Genomic DNA, 20,515 nt, shown 5'->3' on the forward strand with positions numbered 1-20,515 from the left:
AAGGCCAAACGGCAAGGATAGTCTTGCGCCACTCGAAGCGAGGATGGTGGTAATGGATAAAAAAACGCAAAAACGTCTCTATGGCTGGTTGCGCAAGCAATCGAGTCACGGTCGCCGCTGGATCACGATATCCATCGCTTTTGGCCTTGGCCAAGGCATTCTGATGGTGGCGCAAGCCTGGCTGCTGGCGACCCTGTTGCACGGCTTTATCATCGAAGACTCAACGCCCGAGCAATCCATCACACTCTTTATTACCCTGCTGCTGGTGACGCTTGGCAAAGCGGCGCTGGCCTATGGCCGCGAAGTGGCCAGTTTCAGGGCGGGCAGTGCTGTGCGCCAGACCATCCGCCAGCTGGTGCTCACTCGCTTGGGTCGTCTCGGCCCTGCCTATATCCAGCGCCGTCCGGCCGGTAGCTGGGCCAGCCTGTTGCTGGAACAGATTGAAAACATGCAGGATTTCTTCTCCCGCTATCTGCCACAGATGGCCATCGCCGTCTTTATTCCGGTGGTGATTCTGGTGGCTGTATTCCCGGTCAACTGGGCGGCAGGTCTGATCCTGCTGGGCACGGCGCCCCTCATCCCCATCTTTATGATCCTGGTGGGTGTGGGCGCCGCCGATGCCAACCGCCGCAATTTTCAGGCGCTGGCCCGTCTCTCCGGCCACTTCCTCGATCGCCTGAAGGGGCTGCGTACCCTGCAACTCTTTATGCGGACCCAAGCGGAAGGTGACGCCATTCGCGACGCCTCGGAAGATTTTCGCGAGCGCACCATGGAAGTGCTGCGCCTGGCGTTTTTGAGCACCGCCGTGCTGGAGTTCTTCGCCGCTATTTCAGTGGCGCTGGTCGCCGTCTACTTCGGCTTCTCTTATATCGACCATCTGAACTTTGGTAGCTATGGGGTCAAGGTCACCCTCTTTACCGGCCTGTTCGTGCTGTTTCTCGCCCCCGAGTTCTATGCCCCGCTGCGGGAACTGGGTGCCCACTACCACGCCAAGGCGCAGGCCATTGGCGCCGCCGAACAGCTGCTTGAATTCCTCGAAGCCGAGGTGAGCGAACCGGCCGCAGGCACAGCGCCATTCCATGCCGACAGCCCGGTCAAGGTAGAAGCAAAAGGCCTTGAAGTGCTGAGCGCCGAGGGCAAGGTGCTGGTCGGCCCCATCGACTTCACCCTGGAAGCCGGTTCACGTACCGCCCTCATCGGCGTCAGCGGCGCAGGCAAGAGCTCGCTGGTCAACGCCCTGCTCGGCTTTGCCCCCTATCGCGGTGAACTCAAGGTCAACGGACAGGAGCTCGCCACCCTCGACATGAGCCAGTGGCGCCTGCAGTTAGGCTGGCTCTCGCAAAACCCGCAGCTGTTCCACGCCTCCTTGCGCGACAACCTGCTGCTGGCCAAGCCAACGGCCAGCGATGCCGAGCTGGAAGATGCCCTGAAACGGGCGCAGGCGTGGGAATTTGCCATGGAGAAGGGGCTCGACTATCCGGTCGGCGATCAGGCGGGCGGCCTCTCGGTCGGTCAGGCTCAGCGCCTCGCACTGGCCCGTACCCTGCTCAAATCAACCCAGCTGATGGTGCTCGATGAGCCGACCGCCAGTCTGGATCGCCACTCCGAACGCGCCATCATGACCACCATTGAGCAAGTGATGGCTGGCCAGACCTTGCTGATGATCACCCACCGCCTCGACCAGCTTACCAAGATGGACAAGATAATGGTGCTGGCCCGCGGCCAGCTGGTGGAGCAAGGCAACTTCCAGCAACTTAGTTCTGGGCAGGGGCCTTTTGCCCGCCTGCTCTCCCAACGTTCCGGAGGTTCTCTCGATGAGTGATCTGTTGCCGTTTCTGCGCCTCTATCGCCAACACTGGCTCAGCCTCACCATTGGTTTGCTGCTGGCGCTGGTGACCCTGGCCGCCGGCATGGGGCTGCTCTCCCTCTCCGGCTGGTTCCTCTCTGCCGCCGCCGTGGCGGGGATGACCGTTGCGACGACCCATGCCTTTAACTACATGACCCCCGCCGGTGGGGTGCGCTTCTTCTCCATCGTTCGCACCGCCGGTCGCTGGGGTGAGCGGGTGGTGAGCCATGATGCCACCTTCCGGGTGCTGACCCGACTGCGGGTCTGGTTCTGGCAGAAACTCTCGCCGCTCTCCACAGGTACCCTGGCCGGTTTCCGTCAGGCGGATCTGCTCAACCGACTGGTGGCCGACATCGATGCGATGGACCACGTCTATCTGCGGCTGATCACCCCCATAGGCGCGGCCCTGCTCAGCACTGCCGGACTGGTCTTCTTCCTGTCGTTTTTCGACAGTCGCCTCGCCCTTACCCTGGGAGCCATTCTGCTGTTTGGCATGATTGCCCTGCCGCTGGTGTTCTATTTCCTCGGCCGTCGCCCCGGTCAGGCGCTGATTGCGGAAAAATCAACCCTGCGTACCCGGATGGTGGACTATCTGGATGGTCAGGCCGAGCTGCAGATGTTTGCCGCCGCCCCCAAGGCGCTGGTTGAGCTGCAACAAGCCGAACAGGCGCTGCTCGCCGCGCAGGCCCGGATGGCCAAGGTGAGCGGGCTGGCCAACTTCTCGGTGCAACTGCTGAGCGGCTGGACCCTAACCCTGATGCTCTGGCTGGCCGGTCATGGTGTGGCGGGTGCTGCGCCCGACCCGATTACCGCATTGATGGTCTTTGCCACCCTAGCAAGCTTCGAGGCTCTGATGCCGCTGGCGGGGGCTTTCCAGCACCTCTCCACCAGCCTCACCTCGGCACGCCGCCTGAACGAGATCCTGCAAGAAGCAAAAGCCCCCATGTGGGGCGACGAACAGACCCACGCTACCGCTGGCGCGCTGCAGATCAATGACCTCTATTTTGGCTACCCCGGCAACCCCCAACCGGTGCTGCGTGGCTGCACCCTGCAACTGCACGCCGGTGAGAAGCTGGCGCTGCTGGGCCAGACCGGCTGCGGCAAATCGACCCTGATGGGGCTGCTGACCCGGGAGTGGAGCCCGCAGGCTGGCAAGATCCTGCTGGGTGGCAAGCCGCTCACCGACTATAGCGAAGGGGCGCTGCGCGCCTCCATCTCGGTGGTGAGCCAGCGGGTGCATCTGTTTGCCGATACCTTGCGGGGCAACCTCAAACTGGCCGCCCCGACCGCCTCTGACGAGCAGCTGATTGCGGTGCTGACCCAGGTCGGACTGGCCAATCTGCTGGAAGATGAGGCGGGCCTCGACGCCTGGCTCGGTGACGGCGGCCGCCCCCTCTCCGGTGGTGAGCGTCGCCGTATCGGCATCGCCCGTGCCCTGCTGCACGATGCGCCGCTCTGGCTGCTGGACGAACCGACCGAAGGGCTAGACAGCCAGACCGAGCGGGAGATCATGGATCTGCTGTTCCGGCTCGGGGCAGATCGCACCTTGCTGCTCATCTCCCACCGCTTGCTGGGGATGGAGCAGATGGACCGGATTGCCCTGATGGAAGAGGGACAGATCCGCCTCTGCGCCCCTCACAACGAGCTGCTGGCGGATGATTACTACCGCAGTCTCTATCAGCGGCTGGCACCGGTTTGATATCAGGCTGATATCAGCCTGATGGGGCTCACACCCTGACAACCGGGCGTAAAACGGGGCTGGTCGCCGCAGGCGGCTGGCCCCTATAATGTCCCCCTCATTATTCAACAAGATGCCGACATGGAGCGCCTGCGCATTTCTACTGTCCTCATCACCGACACAAGATACGAGACGATGAAACGCCTGATCCTGATGATGCCCCTGATTGCCTCCGGCTGTGCCAACTACGCCTTCAACAGCAATCTGGATAAAGAGAACTTCGACGAATACTTCAAACCCGGTAGCGTGCGCATCTATGAGCAGGATGAGCTGGCTGACCTCAACTACCTCTACCTCGGTACCATCGAGGGTGAATCCTGCCAGGCCGATGCCAACCAGCCGGTGCCCAACGCCGGTGAAGCGCGCACCCTGGCCCGCCGCCGCGCCGCCGACATGGGCGGCAACGGCGTCACCATCGACAAGTGTGCCGAATTCAGCGACACCCCGGGCTGCCTGAAACAGGTGATCTGCTACGGGCAGGCGCTGAAAGTGGCCGAAGAGAAGTAACCCACTGTCATGGCCCTCGCTATCGTTCGCCTTGGCAGCCCGCGCCTGCCCGATGAGGGGCTGCGGATCGGCACTGTGCGCCGCCCGCCCCGCGGCATACCCAAGAGCGAATTTGCCAGCCAGCATTGGTACGATGTCTGGTTCCCCAATCTGGCCCCCAGCAGCGAGACCATGAAGCTGGGGCAGGCAGCCGAGACACCCGCCCAGTGGGCGGCGTTTGGCAAGCAGTACAAGACCGAGATGGCGCAACCTGCCGCCAGGCACGATCTGGCGCTGCTGGCCGCCCTCTCCCACACCACCAATCTATCGGTGGGTTGTTACTGCGCGCAGGAGTCCCGCTGCCATCGCGCCATCTTGAAAGAGCTGCTGGTAGCCGCTGGGGCCGCCATCCGCTAACTCGGTGAGCGACAGCGATGGGACGGGGAATCGCGTCAGCCTCTATTCGGCAACCATCAGGCATGGATAGACAGAGAGGGCATCCCGCAGGATGCCCTCTCTCGTTATGTTCGCGCTATTGCAGCAATTTTCGACAGCAGCGGCTCGATGCACTCTCTCTTATTACAAACTGGGCTCCAGCAGCTGCTGCCGCAGCAAAGCCTCCTCGGCCTGAGTCATGGCATGTTCCGCTACCCCGGCGGCAGGCTCGATGGCCAGCCAGTGGGCAAGGTCGGCGGCGGTCTCCTCCAGCGGCCGGAAGTTCAACCCGTGGACGATGGCCGCCTCGGCGCTTATAGAGCCGTAACCGGCAAACTCCGCCTGCGCGCAGGGCAGCAGGGTGGGATAGCTCTGCCAGGGCTCGATACCGGCCGCCATCAGGGTGGGCCAGGGCAGCCACTCGGGCTGGATGGGGCGAGTGGGCTGCAACCGGGCGCTCAGCCGCTCCAGCCAGTCACTCAAGGTAATACCGGGTTTGAGCAGGTTGAATATGCCCCCCAACTGCTGCTCGGCCGCGCGCAACACAAACTCGGCGCAGTCGCGCACATCGAGATACTGCAAGCGATCCTCGCCACTGCCCGGCAACAACCAGGGCCCACCCTGCAGCACCCGCTTAATCCACCAGGCCATGCGACCGGTGGGATCATGGGGGCCACACAGCACGCCCGGGCGCAAGATGCAAAGCCGCTCACCCCAGCGGGCGCGATACTCCTGCTCGCACAACACCTTGAGGGGGCCATAGTCAGTGGGCATTTCCCCTTCGGGGATAGCATGCAGCGGCGCCGACTCATCCATTCCGGGCAGTGAGAAATCGCGATAGACGCTGATGGTGGAGATAAAGATCAGCCGCGCGCAGCGCCCGCGCAAGGCGGCCGAGAGGCTTGCCGCCTGCTCGGGGCGATAGCAACAGGTATCGATGACGAGATCCCACTGCAACCCGGCCCCTTGCAGGGCGCTCAGGCTATTGTCCCTGTCACCGGTGAGCTGCACCAGATCGCGCCAATCCGGATGCTGGTGCAGGCCACGGTTGAACAGAGTCACTTCATGGCCCCAATCCAGCGCGAGCGCGGTGAGGTGGCGCCCCAAAAAACTGGTGCCACCGATAATCAGCAGTTTCATCCCTCTCCCTCCCTTCGGCGCGAGTGCGCACATTTCATCCTGACACGCCAGTTGCCTCCACCCTACGCAACTTGACGGCATGGCACAGCCCCCGACTGGCCGGGATGGGACAGGGATCACGGCAGCGCCGCAGAAAAGGGCGTATCGAGGCCGAGCCTGCGTTTTGGGGCCGCCTGTGCTAAATTGCCGGGGTTTTCAGTCAGGATCCGCCATGAAGTTCGAAATCGACACCCTCGGGATCATCCGCTCTCCCTACAAGGAGAAGTTCGCCATCCCCCGCCAGCCCGGTCTGGTCAAATCGGCCCGCGCCCGCCTCGAGCTGCTCCCCCCTTACGATCAGCCGGATGTGCTGCGCGGCATCGAGCAGTTCTCCCATCTGTGGCTCAGCTTCGTCTTTCACCAGACCATGGCGCAGGGCTGGCACCCGACGGTGCGCCCGCCACGCCTTGGCGGCAACGAGCGGGTCGGGGTTTTTGCCACTCGCTCCACCTTCCGCCCCAATCCGCTAGGGCTCTCGGTGGTCGAGTTGCACGGGATCGGCCGTGAGCGGGGCAAGCTGTGGCTGGAGCTGGGGGCGGTGGATCTGCTCGATGGCACCCCCATCGTCGATATCAAGCCTTATATTCCCTATGCCGACAGCCTGCCGGATGCCCGTGGTGGCTTTGCCCCCGGCGCGCCCACCCCGCCGCTGGCTGTGAGTTTCAGTGCCGAGGCCGAGCAACAACTACAACCCTGGCTCAAGGCTCACCCCGAGCTACGCCAGCTGGTGAGCGAAGTGCTGGCGCAAGATCCACGCCCCGCCTACAAGAAGGGCAAGCCCGATGAGAAGGAGTACGGGGTACGGCTGTTTGACTGCAACGTCCGTTTTCGCATCAGCGAGCCGGATTGCGTGGTGCTGGCCATCGAGCCCGCCTGAACCTTGGCGGGCCGACATCACTGATGCTATTTCACGCCTTCTTCACGTCACAAGGGGCTTAATGAGCCTGTAAATTGTGTGGCATTGATCAGACTATTCACCCGTTTGCCAGTGATACCATGCAGACAGCAGAGGGCATCTCCTCTCTGACTGAGGCCAGCAGCAGGCTATCGATGTATGGCAAGCATGGCAGCCCGACGGTTGCCGCCAAAGGATCTGGCCTCGCTCCGACACGTTTGAGTGCGGGGATGCCACACGGATGTGACAGCACTTCGAAGGAACAAACCTATGCTGATGAACAGTGAACAACGTTATGGCACCCTGAATATCGGGCTGCACTGGCTGACCCTGTGGGCCATGATCGCCGTCTACGCCCTGATCGAATTTCGCGATATCTTCCCCAAAGGGGACCCTGGCCGGGATCTGATGAAGGAGTGGCACTTTATGCTGGGGCTGCTTATCTTCGCCCTGGTGTTTGTCAGACTGGCCCTGCGCTGGATGAGCCCGACGCCGCGCATCGTGCCCGAGCTCTCCCCAGTCATGCACAAGCTGGCAAAACTGGCCCACCTCGCCCTCTACGGTTTTCTTATTCTCACCCCGCTGTTTGGCTGGCTGCTGCTGAGCGCCGCGGGCAAGCCCATCCCCTTCTTCGGGCTTGAGCTGCCTGCCCTGCTCTCCCCAAGTCCGGACCTCAAGGGGCTGATCAAGGAGGTACACGAGACGCTGGGCAATATCGGTTACGCCCTGATCGGCCTGCACACGGTGGCGGCCCTCTATCACCACCATATTCTCAAAGACAACACCCTCACCAATATGCTGCCGCCACGCCGCAGCTAACAAGCAGCAGAACAAAAACAGAAGGGGCACACATTGCCCCTTCTGTTTTTTGAACGCGACAAGACCGGTGTCTCTGAAGCGGCCCACTGCTCAGGCCTCTGACAGGTCTCTACAAGCAGAACGCCTTATGATTCAGTCCCGATACAGGAGCTGCACGATAGGATTCGAATTGACTCAAAGCGACATACACTTTCTAATTGACAGTCTGGACCCCTATGACCGTTCACATCATGAAAATTCTGTTGGTCGAAGACGACAAGCTGCTCAATCACCACCTCTCCTCTCTGCTGACCGAAGCCAACAATCAGGTATACAGCACCGATCAGGCCGGAATTGCGTTGCACTATGCCGCCGACTACCCCATTGATGTGGCGATCATCGATCTCGGTCTGCCCGATATGGATGGCTTGCAGTTGATCCGCCAACTGCGCGAACGGCAGATCCCCTTCCCCATCATTGTGCTGACCGCCCGTGGCAACTGGCAGGACAAGGTCGAAGGACTGGAGGCGGGGGCTGATGACTATCTGGTCAAACCGTTCCAGAAAGATGAGTTGCTGGCCCGCCTCAATGCCTTGATGCGCCGCAGCGCCGGCTTTATCTCCCCCAGAGTGAAGGCCGGTGATTACGAGCTGGATCTCTCCCGCAAGGAGCTGACCATCGACGGTGAAGTGGCAGTGCTCACCAGCTTTGAATACCTGATTCTGGAGTACCTGATGCGCAACGCCCGTCAGGTGGTCTCCAAGCAGCAGTTACTCGACCAGCTCTACGGCGATGGAGAGGGGGATCCCAACACCATAGAGGTGATGGTGAGCCGCCTGCGCAAAAAGCTAGATCCGGAAGGGACGATTCAACCCATCTCGACCATCCGTCGTCAGGGCTACATCTTCAACCTCTCCTGTAGCTGATGCAGTTTCATCTGCCACGTCCCATCAGGATGCTCCGCAGCTCTCTGCACATCAAACTGCTGCTCAGTTCGCTGCTGGTCATCGCACTGAGCATGGGGTTCGCCGTCTATGCCCTATACCTCGGCCATATGGAGGAGCAGAGCCAGAAGGCGAGCGCCGGCATGCAGGAGAACCTTGCCAAGATGTTCTCCTCTACCAAGCCAGTCAACAGCGAAGCCACCGAGATCGGACGCATTTCCCGCCAGGTCAGTAACAGCAATCTCGATACGCTGATCTGTCGTGCCGATGGCGAGCTGATTTGGTCGAGCCTCCATATGCCGGAGGTGATCAAGGCCAAACAGACCATCTGTCGGGACCTGATGAAGTATCTGGGGGGAATGGATCTCGACTACTTCTTCAAGAAGCACACCATCAAGAACGGCGAGAGCTACTTCGTCTACAGCCTGCGTTTTACCCGCAATCCCGGCAGCGGCACCACAGCCTACTACGTGGTGATGATTGACTCGGCCAAACGCTATCACGAAGAGTCCCGCGCCTACCTCTACCAGACGGCCAAACAGGCGTTGCTCGCCTATCTGCTGCTGGCCGGGCTGCTGCTGCTCACCACCTTCTGGAGCCTCCGCTCCCTGCGCACTATCGCCAATCAGCTCGACGACATCCGGGCAGGCAAGCGGGATGCTATCGCCCATGATTTTGAACGGGAGTTGGCCCCGCTGACCGACTCCATCAACCAGTTGCTGGAGAACGAACGCCAGCAGACCCAGCGCTACCAGCATGCCCTCAACGATCTCGCTCACAGCCTGAAAACACGGCTGGCGCTGATCCAGATCACCACCCGCGAAATGAAGCTGGGGAGGGAGATCCACGACAACATCAATGAACAGATCCTCACCATGGATCAGATGATCCAGTACCAACTCAGACGAGCCGTCACCGGTCGCCAGCGCCTCGCCAGCAAGGGCACCGAGCCGGTACCGCTCATCGAGAAGCTGCTGGCCAGTCTGGCCAAGGTCTATCGCCACAAGAAGCTGCAGACCCACTTCCAGTTCGATGATGATGCCCTCTTCCACGGCGAACAGGGCGATCTGATGGAACTGATGGGCAACCTGCTCGACAACGCCTGCAAATTTGCCATCAGCGAAGTGAAGGTGACAGTACGCCGCCATCTCGATCGGTTACGCATCGAGGTAGAAGATGATGGCCCGGGCATCGATCCGGCCAAATCGGAGCAGATCTTTCAGCGTGGCGTGCGCGCTGACAGCTCGCCCGGCCAGGGCATCGGTCTGGCTGTCGTGACCGAGATCGTTCACAGCTACGGCGGCCAGATCCGGGTCGATGAATCTCCCCTCGGCGGTGCCCGCTTTACCCTGGATCTTCCCTGACACCGGATGGGCAAGGCCACGAGCCCTGCCAACCGCTCCATCGCCCTCCCCGGGGTTAAAAAATCCTGCCTGGCACCACCCAATTCAGCAATATGCTATCGAGATGCTTGAGATGTGAGGCATCTCGGTTAAGCTATGGCCGACTCGTTTGTTAACCATTTGATGGATCTTTAATCGCACTATGGAAAACATGTTTGAAAGATTGATGTACGCATCCCGCTGGATCATGGCCCCCATCTATCTTGGGCTCAGCCTCATACTGCTGGCACTGGGGGTGAAATTCTTTCAGGAGATCCTCCATATCCTGCCCAACATACTGGAGATGAAAGAGGTGGATCTGGTGCTGGTCACACTGTCGCTGATCGATATCACCCTGGTGGGGGGACTTATCGTGATGGTGATGTTTTCCGGCTATGAGAACTTCGTCTCGCGCCTCGATGTAGGGGATGAGAGCGACAAACTGGTGTGGCTCGGCAAGCTCGATGCCGGCTCCCTGAAAAACAAGGTCGCCGCCTCCATTGTCGCCATCTCCTCCATTCACCTGCTCAAGGTGTTTATGAATGCCGAAAACCTCCCCAACGACAAGATCAAGTGGTACCTGCTGATCCACATCACCTTTGTCCTCTCGGCCTTCGCCATGGGCTACCTCGACAAGCTGACCCGCAAATAGAAGTCAGCCTGTAATAGACGCTATGCCCGATAACGCAATCCGGATCGGGCATAGCGGTCGCCCCGAGCTGGGGATGGATTGGCAACGGGGATAAGCAAGTCACCAACATAAATGGCCGCCCGCCTTGGCCGGTATTGTGGCCGCCTTGAATGCCATGGCGGCATTCTCTACAATGACCCACTTTTTATTCATTTCGGGTTATATCGATGAGCGATACCAGCACCAAACCGGCTCTGCCGGATCACCTCTCCTGCAATCCCCGCAGCCCTCACTATGTGGCAGCCTGCTTCGAGCACCCGATCGGTATTCGCCTGAACGGCAAAGAGCGCACCGATGTCGAGGAGTACTGCATCAGTGAAGGCTGGGTGAAGATCCCCTCCCCCAAGGCGCTGGATCGCCGTGGTCAACCCATCCTGATCAAACTCAAGGGCACCGTCGAAGCCTATTACAGCTAATCGCGGCAACCCGCTTCGGGTAAAACAGAAGGCCACCCTCGCGGTGGCCTTCTGTTTTTCGGCATTTGTGCTGGCATCTGCGCTCGCATCGTCGCCAGCACCAGACCATATTTCTCGCCGGGCAGCCCTTATACCCCCAACCGATCGCGCAAGGTGTACCAAGCGGCGCCCGCGGCGGTGAAGGGAATGCGGAACAGGCGACCGCCCGGGAAGGGATAGTGCGGCAGCTTGGCAAAGGCATCGAAACGCTCCGCCTGACCGCTCAGCACCTCGGAGAGCAGCTTGCCCGCCAGATGGGTACAGGTAACACCGTGGCCGCTGTAGCCCTGCATGTAGTAGATGTTGGGGCCGATGCGACCAAACTGTGGCAGCCTCGACAGGGTGAGCAGGAAATTGCCGGTCCAGGTGTACTCCACCTTGACGTCTTTAAGCTGGGGGAAGGTCTTGAGCATTTTGGGGATGATCAGCCGCTCGATATCTGCCGGATCCCGTGCGCCATAGACCACGCCGCCGCCATAGATCAGCCGGTGATCGGCGCTGGTGCGGTAGTAGTCGAGCAGGTAGTTGCAATCCTCCAGGCAGTAATTCTGCGGCAGCAGCTCGCGGGCCCGCTCCTCCCCCAGCACCTCGGTGGCGATCACCTGGGTGCCACAGGGCATGCTCTTGCCAGCGAGCTCGGGCACCAGATTGCCGAGGTAGGCGTTACCGGCCACCACTATGTAGCGCGCTTTCACCGCTCCTTTGGCTGTCTTGACCAGAGCAGGCTGGCCCGGGGTGATGCTGGTAACGGCTGACTGCTCGAAGATCTGCCCACCCTGCATGCGGATCGCTTCAGCCTCGCCGAGAGCCAGATTGAGGGGGTGAATATGGCCGCCGCTCTTGTCGAGCAGGGCGCCGACGTAGCGATCGCTCGCCACCACTTCGCGCACGCCTCTGGCATCGAGCAGCTCCAGCTTGTCGTTGCCCCACTTCTGCCAGCGCGCCTGCTGCGCCTTGAGCTCGTGGAACTGTTTTTCGGTCTCGGCGGCAAAGACGCCCCCCTCCTGCAGATCGCACTGGATGTTGTAGCGTTTGATCCGCTCGCGGATGATCTGCCCCCCCTCAAACAGCATGGAACCGAGCAGCCTGGCCTGATCAGGCGGGCAGTTCGCTTCTATGGTATCAATGTCGCGGCTGTAGGAGTTGACTATTTGGCCGCCGTTGCGGCCGCTGGCGCCAAAACCGACCCGGGCTGCCTCCAGTACCACCACCTTGTAGCCCTTCTCCACCAGATGCAGGGCACTGGAGAGGCCGGTATACCCCGCCCCGATGACGCAGACATCGCACTCCAGCTGCTCGGTCAGTGTCGGGTAGGGCGCGTGTTTATTGGCGCTGGCTGCGTAGTAACTGTTTACATGTTCGGTCATGATCCTGTTTCCTTACCGGTTTGGTTGGCAAACCCTATTCCAAGATTAAAAACTGGCCGGGGTATGGGCACTGACGATGCGACAGGTCTCCCCCGACGGATTGCTGAAGCTGTGGGGTTCGCCAGTGTCGATCACATAGCTGTCACCCGCCTCCAGCTGATAACTCTCTCCTGCCACGGTCAGGATCACCGAACCCTCCAGCACAGTGCCCACCTCTTCTCCCTGGTGGGTCACCTGACCACCGGTGTCGGTGCCCGGGGGGTAGGTCTCCAGCATAAAGCCGAGCTGGCGGCGGTTGTTGCCGTTGTGCACCAGCTTCATCGAGACCCCCTGACTGCCCAGCTCGATCAACTGATCACCCTTGATCACCACCTGCGGCGGGCGACTCAGCTCCTCTTCGGCAAAAAAGCGTGACAATGGCAAGCCATATACGGTGAGCAGCTTTTGCAGCGAGGCGACCGAGGGGCTCACCTTATCCTGCTCGATCATGCAGATAGCACCGTGGGTCAGGCCGCTCAGCTCGGCCGCCCTCCGCTGGGAGAGCCCCAGTTGATGACGCACCGCCGCCAGCCGCTCCCCCATGCTCGCCTGCCGTGCAGCCCCCTGACCGGAGCGGGTACTGCTGCTCTGGGTTGGCGCCCCGCTCATGGCAGGCCTCCGCCATCGATTCCCTTGTCACGTTGGTACATTGGCCACCTCCCTGTTGCCACTGGTTAAAATAGCGGACCAGCCATGGCATCACTGTTTGCTATCTTACACAGCCTGGCGTTCATTATTTTGCACACCACTTATCGTGCGATACCCTGTTCATCTGGTTAAACTGCGCTACACAGCCCAATTTCTAGCATGCGACACACCAACAATTCAAATATATTTAACACTTGAAAAACATTTGCGCTCAATTTATGGTCTCTCTGTGCTTATTATTTTATACGGCAGCAGTACAGGATGAGCCGCATCATCGCCACCTTGCTGCCAGGTTTCATCATCGAGGCTTGCCATGTCCGCTACCAGTTCCAATCAAAGCTTGATCAAATCCCGTGCCTATATAGCTGGTCACTGGTGCGAGGCCGCCAGCGGCCGCACCTTCGAGGTGACCAATCCTGCCAGCGGGGCCGTCATTACCCAGGTGCCCGACATGGATGCCGAGGATACCCGCCGCGCCATCGCGGCCGCCCACGCGGCGCAACCCGCCTGGGCTGCGCTGACCGCCAAGGAGCGCAGCAACAAGCTCTACGCCTGGTTTGCCGCCATCACAGCCCATAGCGACGAGCTGGCGCGCATCATGACCTGCGAGCAGGGCAAGCCGCTGGCGGAAGCCAAGGGCGAGGTGGCCTATGGCGCCAGCTTTATCCAGTGGTTCGCCGAGGAGGGCAAGCGCGCCTACGGCCGCACCATCCCGGGTTTTAGCGGCGATCGCCGGCTGGCCACCATCAAGCAGCCGGTCGGGGTAGTCGCCGCCATCACTCCGTGGAACTTCCCCATTGCCATGATCACCCGCAAGGCGGGCCCTGCGCTGGCAGCGGGTTGCACCATCGTCATCAAACCCGCCGCAGAAACGCCGCTCTGCGCGCTGGCGCTGGCGGTGTTGGCCGAGCAGGCGGGCATCCCCGCCGGTGTCATCAATATCGTCACCAGCCATCAGGCGAGCGCGGTGGGCAACGAGCTGTGCAGCAATCCGGTGGTGCGCAAGCTCTCCTTCACCGGCTCCACCCGCATCGGCAAGCTGCTGATGCGCCAATGCGCCGACACCATGAAAAAGCTGTCGCTGGAGCTGGGCGGTAACGCCCCCTTTATCGTCTTTGACGACGCCGACCTCGACGCCGCCGTGGCCGGGGCACTCGCCTCCAAATACCGCAACGCCGGGCAAACCTGCGTCTGTGCCAACCGCATTCTGGTGCAGGCCAGTGTCTATGACGCCTTCGCCGAGAAGCTGACCGCTGCCGTCAGAGCCTTCAAGGTGGGAGATGGTATGGCGGAGGGCACCCAGATCGGCCCGCTTATCAACCCGGCTGCCGCCAGCAAGGTGGCCGAGTTGGTGCAGCAATCAGTCGCCGCCGGTGCCGAAGTGCTGCAGGGGGGCGAAGCCCACCCCGCCGGCCCCCTCTTCTACCAACCCACCATTTTGGGCAAGGTGGATAAAACCAACCCCATCCTGCAGGAGGAGATCTTCGGCCCGGTCGCCCCGCTGGTGCGCTTCGAGACGGAAGCTGAAGCCATCGCGCTGGCTAACGATACCCCTTATGGGCTCGCCGCCTACTTCTATGGCCGCGATATCGCCCGTGTCTGGCGCGTCGCCGAGCAGCTTGAATACGGCATGGTCGGCATCAACGAGGGGATCATTTCAACTGAGCTGGCTCCCTTCGGCGGCATCAAGGAGTCAGGTCTGGGCCGGGAAGGGGCCGCCGAGGGGCTGGAGGAGTATCTGGAGACCAAATATCTCTGCTTTGGCGCCATTCGCTAGGGCAGTAAAACAGAGACGACAGGCCGCCGATCTGGCCCGATGGGCTGTTCGGCGGTAATGGGCGCCAGATCGCCCACCACATTTTCAGGGAATATCCGGGGCTGCGGCCCCTCAGGGAGGAAAGATGAGTCAGTCAGAATCAAACAAGGCGTGGCAAGCACGCCGTGAAGCGGCCGTGGTCAACGGCGTCGGCACCCTGCTGCCGGTCTTTATCGACCGTGCGCAAAATGCCGAGCTGTGGGATGTGGAGGGCAACCGCTACATCGACTTTGCCTCCGGCATCGCCGTGCTCAACACCGGCCACAACCACCCGAAGGTGGTGGCGGCGGTGCGCGAGCAGCTGGAAAAATTCAGCCACACCTGCTTTCAGGTCACCCCTTACCCGGGCTATATCGAGCTTGCCGAAAAGCTCAACGCCCTGGTGCCCGGCCCGACCCCGAAACGCACCCTGTTTCTCTCCACCGGTGCCGAGGCAGTCGAGAACGCCATCAAGATCGCCCGCGCCCATACCGGTCGCAGCGGCACCATCGCTTTCAAGGGGGGCTTTCACGGCCGCACCATGATGGGGATGGCGCTCACCGGCAAGGTGGTCCCCTACAAGACCGGCTTTGGCCCCTTCCCGGGTGAGGTCTACCACATCCCCTTCCCCGCCGACTATCTGGGGGTAAGTGAAGAGGATGCCCTGCACGCCCTCGATCTCTGCTTCAGCGCCGACATCGAACCCTCCCGCGTTGCCGCCATCATCATCGAGCCGGTACAGGGAGAAGGGGGCTTCTATCCTGCCTCCGCGAGCTTTATGCAAAAGCTGCGCAGCATCTGCGATCAGCACGGCATTCTGCTCATCTGTGACGAGATCCAGAGCGGCTTCTGCCGCACCGGCAAGACCTTCGCCACCGAGTATGCCGGCATCGAGCCGGACATCATGACCCTGGCCAAGAGTCTGGCGGGGGGCTTCCCGCTCTCTGCAGTAGTCGGCAAGGCAGAGATCATGAATGCCGCCAAGCCGGGGGGCCTGGGTGGCACCTATGCCGGTTCCCCCATTGCCTGCGCCGCCGCGCTGGCGGTGTTGCAGGTGATCGAAGAGGAGCAGCTCAACCAGAAGGCCCAGGCGCAAGGTGAGCAGATCAAGGCGGGACTGGAACGCATAGCCGAGCGTTTTGACTGCATAGGTCAAATTCGTGGACCCGGAGCCATGGTGGCCATGGAACTGGTGAAACAACGTGATGCCAGCCGGCCCGATCCCGACCTAACCAAACGTCTGGTGACCGAGGCGGGCAAGCGCGGTCTGATCCTGCTCTCATGCGGGGTGCGCGCAAATGTCATCCGTTTTCTCGCCCCCCTGACCGCCCCTGCGGCAGTGATTGACGAAGGGTTGCGACTCCTTGAAAAATCGCTGGAGGCCGTGCTGGACTGACCAGCAGGAAAGCAATCGCTAACCTGTGCAAAAAAATGCAGTTTCGCCCCCCTTTTTTACTTGTCAAGGGGGCCCTGCAAATGCACAATGCGCCGCCACTGCAAGGACCGGTATCACCACATCTCACCGGTCCTTTTTTGTGCAGCGAACAAACCCATAAACGAGGCCGGATCACCCCCGGAAAAGATAGCGAGATTGGCAGCAATCTCCCGACACCACATTCTGTGAGGAACAACATGGGGCATCTCTATGCTTTCCTGCCGGCTCTGACCGGCGCGCGCCACCCCGGCGCCCTTGATTTCCGGGCCTCTCTCCCGGTTTCGTTGATGGAGTGTGCCGCCCTGGCACCGCGTGAGGAACAGGCATGATGAACGCCCAACCGGTTGGTCTGAAAAAGACCCTGAAACTGTGGCAGGTCGTGGTCATGGGTCTTGCCTACCTCACTCCCATGGCGGTATTCGATACCTTCGGCATCGTCACCGAAATTACCGAAGGCCATGTGCCGACCGCCTACCTCTTTGCCCTCATCGGCATGTTGTTCACAGCCCTGAGCTACGGCCATCTGGTACGCAAGTTCCCGTCGGCAGGCTCCGCCTATACCTATGCCCAGAAGGTGTTTCACCCCTATGTCGGCTTTATGGTGGGCTGGACCTCCCTGCTCGACTATATGTTCATGCCGATGATCAACATGCTGCTGGCCAAGATCTATCTGCAGGCTCTCTTCCCCGAGGTGGAGCCCTGGACCTATATCTTCGGACTGGCCGCGGTGATGACCATACTCAACCTGCGCGGCATCAAGCTGGTGGCCAACTTCAACAGCCTGATCGTCATCATGCAGTTCAGTATTATCGCCGTATTCATCGGCCTGATCGCCTGGGGCGTCCACAACGGTGAAGGGTTGGGGACCGTGGCCAGCAGCCGTCCCTTCTTCTCCGAGCAGATCAACATCTCGCCGTTGTTGATGGGTGCCTCCATCCTCTGTCTGTCGTTCCTCGGCTTTGATGCCATCAGCACCCTGTCGGAAGAGACACCGGACGCGGATCGGGTGATCCCCCGCGCCATCGTGCTGACGGCGCTGATCGGCGGTGTGCTGTTTGTCAGCACGTCCTACTTCCTGCAGCTCTACTTCCCGGACATCTCCCGCTTCAAGCAACCGGATGCAGTCCTGCCGGAGATCGCTCTCTATGTCGGTGGCAAACTGTTCCAGGCGGTGGTACTGGTCTGCACTACGGTGGCGGTGCTGGCCTCGGGACTCGCCTCTCACGCCGGGGTGTCGCGCCTGCTTTATGTAATGGGTCGTGATCGCGCTCTGCCGAGTCGCTTCTTCTCCTATGTGCATCCGAAGTGGCAGACCCCGGCATGCAATGTGCTGCTGGTCGGTCTGCTGGCCCTCTCCGCGGTATCGTTCGATCTCGAGATGGCACTGGCACTGATCAACTTTGGCGCCCTGGTGGCCTTCACCTTCGTCAATCTGGCGGTGATTGCCCACTTCTATGTGAAGCTAGGCCGCAACAAGTGTCTCAAGGATCACCTGATGTACCTGCTGCTGCCGCTCTGTGGCGCCGCCTGCATCGGGGTGTTGTGGCTCAATCTGGAACCCGCCTCCTTCGAGCTGGGGCTGATCTGGGCGGCGCTGGGTGCCATCTACCTGTTCCTGCGCCTCACCGTGTTCCGCATCCCGCTACAACCTGCTGACAAGGTGGAGATCGCCCAGTAATCGCGGCTCAACCATACCGCCATACAAAACAAGGAGCCTGCGGGCTCCTTGTTGTTTTTGCGGCGAGCTGGTTGCCAGAAACGCGGTTTCTGCAGGAAGTGTGACTGATTTCAAATAACTACCCAGCCGGACCGCTCGCCGTGCCATGGCCCGAGCCGCGTCGCCTCCTATCATTAGTCACTAATGTGAATGGATATGCAATCACTCTTTTTCCATTTCACCCCCTCCCATCCCCCGCCAGCCGATAAGATCGCTGGACTCGAGCCCGGGGGAACGCCGGCAAATATGATCAGGATCAATGTTGAGGCGCTATGCACCCTGCAGCCCCGATTTGCCGACTTTTCATACGTTACGACAGGGTTCTCTTACCCCCCGAAAAGGGGGGAGCGGCTCGGGGACGGCTGCCGGGGGCGAGTGACCACTTACCCGCCCCCTGCGTATGCAAAAAAATGCGTTAATCCGCCCTTTTTTGCTTGTCAAGGGGGCTGACCGAATGCACAATACGCCGCCAATAAAGGACCGATGTTCACTGCGACATCGGTTTTTCTATTTTGAAGTGCAGTACAAACCCACCACAAGAGGCCGGAACATTTCCGGAAGTGATATCCGAGATTGCCAAACAATCTCCCGACGTTGAGAGGATAACAATGGGGCGTTTTAATGCTTTCCTGCCGGTACAGCCCGGTATGCGCCTCCCCGGCGCCCTTGATGTACAGGCTTGCGAATCCATCGTATCCCTGCGCTCGTTGCAAGCACGTGCTGCGGCACTGATTGAGGAGAAAGCGTAATGGCATCGCAAAACGCCAAGCTGCTCAAGACCCTTACCCTGACACAAGTGATTGTGATGGGTCTGGCCTATCTGACCCCCATGGCTGTCTTCGACACCTTCGCCATCGTCGGTGACATCACCGATGGCCGGGTCGCCACCGCCTATCTGCTGGCTCTGGGTGGCATCCTGCTCACCGCTTTCAGCTACGGTCATCTGGTACGCAAGTTCCCCTCTGCGGGCTCTGCCTATACCTATGCCCAGAAGGTGTTCAACCCCTACGTCGGTTTCATGGTCGGCTGGTCATCCCTGCTCGACTACATGTTCATGCCGATGATCAACATTCTGCTGGCCAAGATCTACCTGACCGCCATGTTCCCGGGCGTCGAGCCCTGGGTGTTCATCTTCGGTCTGGTGACCGTGATGACCTTCCTGAACCTGCGCGGCATCAATCTGGTCGCCAACTTCAACGGTCTGATCGTGGTGATCCAGCTGGCCATCATCACCCTCTTTATCGGCCTGATGGCGTGGGGCATCTACCACGGTGAAGGGGCAGGTACCCTGATGAGCAGCCGTCCGTTCCACTTCGAGTCAGCACAGCTGGTACCGCTGTTTACCGGTGCGACCATCCTCTGCTTCTCGTTCCTGGGCTTTGACGGTCTGAGCTCCCTCTCCGAAGAGACCCCGAACGCCGGCAAGGTGATCCCCAAGGCGATCGTGCTGACTGCCCTTATCGGCGGCATCATCTTCGTGGTGGTCTCTTACTGCCTGCAGCTCTACTTCCCGAGCCTCGCCCGCTTCCAGCATCCGGATGCGGTACTGCCGGAGATCGCCCTCTACGTTGGCGGCACCTTCTTCCAGTCCGTGGTACTGGTCTGCACCACGGTCGCGGTACTGGCCTCCGGCATGGCGGCTCACGCCGGTGTGTCGCGCATCCTCTACGTGATGGGTCGTGACCGCATGATCCCGGAGCGGGTGTTTGGCTACATCCACCCGAAATATCGTACTCCGGCTATCAACGTGCTGATGGTGGGTGGTCTGGCCCTCTCCGCCGTGTCGTTTGATCTGGATACCGCACTGGCGTTGGTCAACTTCGGCGCACTGGTGGCCTTCAGCTTCGTCAACCTGTCGGTGATCGGTCAGTTCTGGGTACGCGAGAAACGCAACAAGACCCTCAAGGATCACGTCATCTACCTGTTGATGCCGCTGCTCGGCGCCGCCACCATCGGTGCTCTGTGGATAAACCTGGAGCAGAGCTCGCTGGAGCTGGGCCTGATCTGGGCGGGCCTCGGCGCAACCTATCTGTTCCTGCGTCTGGCGGTGTTCCGCATCCCGTTCCGTCAATACGAGGAAGCGGCTGACGCCTGATCCTTTGCGGATAATGGATAGACAGAAGGGGAGCCATGGCTCCCCTTTTTGCTGCCGGTCTGTGGCCGGTCACACGGGCTTGGGCCCGGTCTGCTTACTGCTTATCCAGTACGGCGGTCGCCGCAGCCTTGAGCGGATCGCGAGCGATGGTCTTGGCATCCTGCTCCGCCTTGTGCAGCTGCTGGTTTGCCTTCTCCATCTTCTGCTGCATACTGTTGCCGCTCTCCTTGAGGTCGGCACGCTTCTCGCCCAGCAGGTCGTTGCGGCCTTTTTGCACCTCAGCTTTCACCTTCTCTTTCTCCTGCTTCACCAGCTTGCTGGTATCACAGTTGCCCTTGACTCCCAGAGTGGCATTCACCGCTTCGTTTTTGAGGGCCTTGTCGAGGTTGCAGTCGGTTTTCAACAGGCTGGCCTGTGCCCCTGCCGAGAGCAGCCCCAGCGACAGAGAGAGGATCCATGCACGCATCATCTTGTTTACTCCTGCTTGCCAATAAAGGGGCGCAGTGTAGCGATCACATTCCGGCTGACAAGGTGGCAGTGCTTTCGTCCCCCCTTTTGCCACCCCAGAGC

19 protein-coding genes are annotated in these 20,515 nt (G+C 60.6%); 15 read left to right on the forward strand and 4 right to left on the reverse strand.

The genetic code is table 11. The annotated features are described in order from the left end of the window. Positions 1–52: 52 nt before the first annotated feature. The 4 genes from cydD to G5306_RS06650 all read left to right on the forward strand — a co-directional run bounded on the left by cydD (position 53) and on the right by G5306_RS06650 (position 4,487). Positions 53–1,822 (forward strand): heme ABC transporter permease/ATP-binding protein CydD, encoded by a 1,770-nt coding sequence (gene cydD / locus G5306_RS06635; RefSeq protein ID WP_421312604.1) that lies wholly within the window; start codon positions 53–55, stop codon positions 1,820–1,822. Beyond that, positions 1,815–3,545: a heme ABC transporter ATP-binding protein/permease CydC gene (gene cydC, locus G5306_RS06640; protein ID WP_421312605.1), complete on the forward strand. Its 1,731-nt coding sequence runs from the start codon at positions 1,815–1,817 to the stop codon at positions 3,543–3,545. Before cydD ends, cydC begins: the two co-directional genes overlap by 8 nt. 174 nt (positions 3,546–3,719) lie before the next feature. Beyond that, positions 3,720–4,091, forward strand: coding sequence for an Rcs stress response system protein RcsF (rcsF, locus tag G5306_RS06645; protein WP_013723982.1), 372 nt, complete (start codon positions 3,720–3,722; stop codon positions 4,089–4,091). A 9-nt stretch (positions 4,092–4,100) separates the two neighbouring features. Further along, a complete protein-coding gene (locus G5306_RS06650) occupies positions 4,101–4,487 on the forward strand; it encodes a DUF488 domain-containing protein (protein ID WP_421312606.1) in 387 nt (128 codons plus the stop codon). A 162-nt stretch (positions 4,488–4,649) separates the two neighbouring features. Here G5306_RS06650 and G5306_RS06655 read toward each other — a convergent pair whose 3' ends face one another. After that, positions 4,650–5,645 (reverse strand): NAD-dependent epimerase/dehydratase family protein, encoded by a 996-nt coding sequence (locus G5306_RS06655; RefSeq protein ID WP_421312607.1) that lies wholly within the window; start codon positions 5,643–5,645, stop codon positions 4,650–4,652. 211 nt (positions 5,646–5,856) lie between these two features. Between G5306_RS06655 and tsaA the strand changes: the two genes are divergently transcribed. The 6 genes from tsaA (at position 5,857) to G5306_RS06685 (ending at position 10,810) form a co-directional block, all read left to right on the forward strand. Then, positions 5,857–6,561, forward strand: coding sequence for a tRNA (N6-threonylcarbamoyladenosine(37)-N6)-methyltransferase TrmO (gene tsaA / locus G5306_RS06660; protein WP_139746419.1), 705 nt, complete (start codon positions 5,857–5,859; stop codon positions 6,559–6,561). A gap of 288 nt (positions 6,562–6,849) precedes the next feature. Then, entirely contained in the window at positions 6,850–7,398 is a 549-nt protein-coding gene (locus G5306_RS06665; RefSeq protein WP_064341216.1) for a cytochrome b, read from the forward strand. A 230-nt stretch (positions 7,399–7,628) separates the two neighbouring features. Continuing rightward, positions 7,629–8,303, forward strand: a complete 675-nt coding sequence (locus G5306_RS06670; protein ID WP_216953181.1) for a response regulator — start codon at positions 7,629–7,631, stop codon at positions 8,301–8,303. Then, positions 8,303–9,685 carry an ATP-binding protein gene (locus G5306_RS06675; protein ID WP_216953180.1) on the forward strand — a complete coding sequence of 461 codons (1,383 nt, stop codon included), beginning with the start codon at positions 8,303–8,305 and terminating at the stop codon, positions 9,683–9,685. Before G5306_RS06670 ends, G5306_RS06675 begins: the two co-directional genes overlap by 1 nt. 181 nt (positions 9,686–9,866) lie before the next feature. Then, on the forward strand, positions 9,867–10,355 hold the full coding sequence (locus G5306_RS06680; protein ID WP_040065876.1) for a TIGR00645 family protein: 489 nt from the start codon (positions 9,867–9,869) through the stop codon (positions 10,353–10,355). 206 nt (positions 10,356–10,561) lie between these two features. Next, positions 10,562–10,810, forward strand: a complete 249-nt coding sequence (locus tag G5306_RS06685; RefSeq protein ID WP_005347440.1) for a DUF3297 family protein — start codon at positions 10,562–10,564, stop codon at positions 10,808–10,810. 128 nt (positions 10,811–10,938) lie between these two features. On the opposite strand, the gene G5306_RS06690 is transcribed toward G5306_RS06685, so the two are convergent. Beyond that, positions 10,939–12,216 (reverse strand): NAD(P)/FAD-dependent oxidoreductase, encoded by a 1,278-nt coding sequence (locus tag G5306_RS06690; RefSeq protein ID WP_216953179.1) that lies wholly within the window; start codon positions 12,214–12,216, stop codon positions 10,939–10,941. Positions 12,217–12,261: 45 nt separating this feature from the next. Then, positions 12,262–12,798, reverse strand: a complete 537-nt coding sequence (puuR, locus tag G5306_RS06695; RefSeq protein ID WP_337072501.1) for an HTH-type transcriptional regulator PuuR — start codon at positions 12,796–12,798, stop codon at positions 12,262–12,264. Between the two features lie 418 nt (positions 12,799–13,216). On the opposite strand from puuR, the gene G5306_RS06700 reads away from it, so the two are divergent. The 5 genes from G5306_RS06700 (at position 13,217) to G5306_RS06720 (ending at position 19,945) form a co-directional block, all read left to right on the forward strand. After that, positions 13,217–14,680, forward strand: coding sequence for an NAD-dependent succinate-semialdehyde dehydrogenase (locus G5306_RS06700; RefSeq protein WP_421208591.1), 1,464 nt, complete (start codon positions 13,217–13,219; stop codon positions 14,678–14,680). 124 nt (positions 14,681–14,804) lie between these two features. Continuing rightward, positions 14,805–16,094, forward strand: coding sequence for a 4-aminobutyrate--2-oxoglutarate transaminase (gene gabT / locus G5306_RS06705; RefSeq protein WP_421208590.1), 1,290 nt, complete (start codon positions 14,805–14,807; stop codon positions 16,092–16,094). A gap of 367 nt (positions 16,095–16,461) precedes the next feature. Then, positions 16,462–17,811, forward strand: a complete 1,350-nt coding sequence (locus G5306_RS06710; protein WP_216954322.1) for an APC family permease — start codon at positions 16,462–16,464, stop codon at positions 17,809–17,811. Between the two features lie 647 nt (positions 17,812–18,458). Beyond that, a complete protein-coding gene (locus G5306_RS06715; RefSeq protein ID WP_005338239.1) occupies positions 18,459–18,599 on the forward strand; it encodes a hypothetical protein in 141 nt (46 codons plus the stop codon). Further along, positions 18,599–19,945 (forward strand): APC family permease, encoded by a 1,347-nt coding sequence (locus tag G5306_RS06720; RefSeq protein ID WP_021230506.1) that lies wholly within the window; start codon positions 18,599–18,601, stop codon positions 19,943–19,945. Before G5306_RS06715 ends, G5306_RS06720 begins: the two co-directional genes overlap by 1 nt. A gap of 94 nt (positions 19,946–20,039) precedes the next feature. Here G5306_RS06720 and G5306_RS06725 read toward each other — a convergent pair whose 3' ends face one another. Next, positions 20,040–20,414 (reverse strand): hypothetical protein, encoded by a 375-nt coding sequence (locus G5306_RS06725; protein WP_235687234.1) that lies wholly within the window; start codon positions 20,412–20,414, stop codon positions 20,040–20,042. Between the last annotated feature and the right edge of the window lie 101 nt (positions 20,415–20,515).

This window comes from Aeromonas sp. 603404 (assembly GCF_049171775.1).
Classification (GTDB): domain Bacteria; phylum Pseudomonadota; class Gammaproteobacteria; order Enterobacterales; family Aeromonadaceae; genus Aeromonas; species Aeromonas veronii_A.